The following is a 1,178-nucleotide window of genomic DNA, read 5'->3' as shown; positions in this document are numbered from 1 at the left end:
TTTCTACCTCTGCTTTTTTTCTTAAAAGATAATAGTCTTAGTCCAGGTTATTCCACTTATATCAGTCAATATTAGATTGTATTCACCCTTACTTAGGTTCTGAATATTCTCGTCCTTTATTGTCAATTCAGCTTTACTACCTAGAGGTATAATTAAGCTGTGTTTGCCGGGTTTTACCTTTGCCACATATCTGTTCTCTATATCTGTTGTAGGGAATTGAGATAATTCTTTACCTTCTTGATTTAATATAATATTTCCGTTCACATCCTTTAGTGTGATGCCTATCAAGAATGAACCATAAACATCAGCCCCTTCTGTCCTGAATACCGTAAACGTCAATCCTTCATTATTGAGGCTTGCATCCGATATTTCAACGATAGGCTTTACCGATTTGTTATGTAATGGTCCCCAAACACCATTGTGAAAGTATTGGTTCGTAAAGAGAGTCATAAATAAAATAATAGCGGATCCTCCAATAATTACTTTATTCAATAGCTTCTCGCGAATAGGTAATATTCCGGAAGCTACCCATGGAAACCATTTGGTGTTACTGATTTTATGTTTTTTGAGAAGATAATTATCTAGAGAATATTTTCCTCCACCAGTAAGAAGTAGTGTGAATCCTGTAGCCATGCCAAGTATGCCTATCTGCCATTCATCTAGACAAGTTGTACCTAACCAACCCGATCCAAGTAATATTCCGGTAGCTAATGCAAGTACACCTACACTCATTAATCGGGTGAATATTCCTAACATAATAAGTAAGCCAACTATCCCTTCTATTATTGTGAAGGCAGCCATAGCCCACCAGAGGGATTCGGGGTTGGAAACTAAATATTCAATCATTGGCTTTATTCCTAAAGCGTTTGGTAGAAAGTGATTGAATTTCTCTCCTATATATCCAGCTTCTTCTGGATTTAATTTATTTTCAAGGATTAATCTTCTCCAGAAAGCAGAAAAGTATGTCCATCCAACTACTAATCGTAAGGCTAAAGCAAAGCTACCTGCTAAAGAGTATGCTTGTAGCATCCCTTTATTATTATTTTGTGTCATAATTATTTAAAATATTAAGTTTTATATAAACAGCATTATTGCAGATTAACTAAGAATGTTAGTCTGTATTGATAAAATTAAACTTAATTGTAATTTAAATAATTAGTCGCCGATGAAGAATAAAC

Annotated in this window: 1 protein-coding gene; it reads right to left on the bottom strand. The window is 34.5% G+C overall.

Features of this window, described 5'->3' with window-relative positions; all coding sequences use genetic code 11:
* Window positions 1-21 precede the first annotated feature (21 nt).
* Window positions 22-1,053, bottom strand: a complete 1,032-nt coding sequence (locus HGC4_RS13210; protein WP_050710614.1) for a TQO small subunit DoxD — start codon at window positions 1,051-1,053, stop codon at window positions 22-24.
* Window positions 1,054-1,178 lie beyond the last annotated feature (125 nt).

This window comes from Dysgonomonas sp. HGC4 (genome assembly GCF_001261715.1).
Classification (GTDB): domain Bacteria; phylum Bacteroidota; class Bacteroidia; order Bacteroidales; family Dysgonomonadaceae; genus Dysgonomonas_A.
Note: the sequence above shows the minus strand (reverse complement) of the source record. Positions and strands in the feature narration are given on the sequence as shown.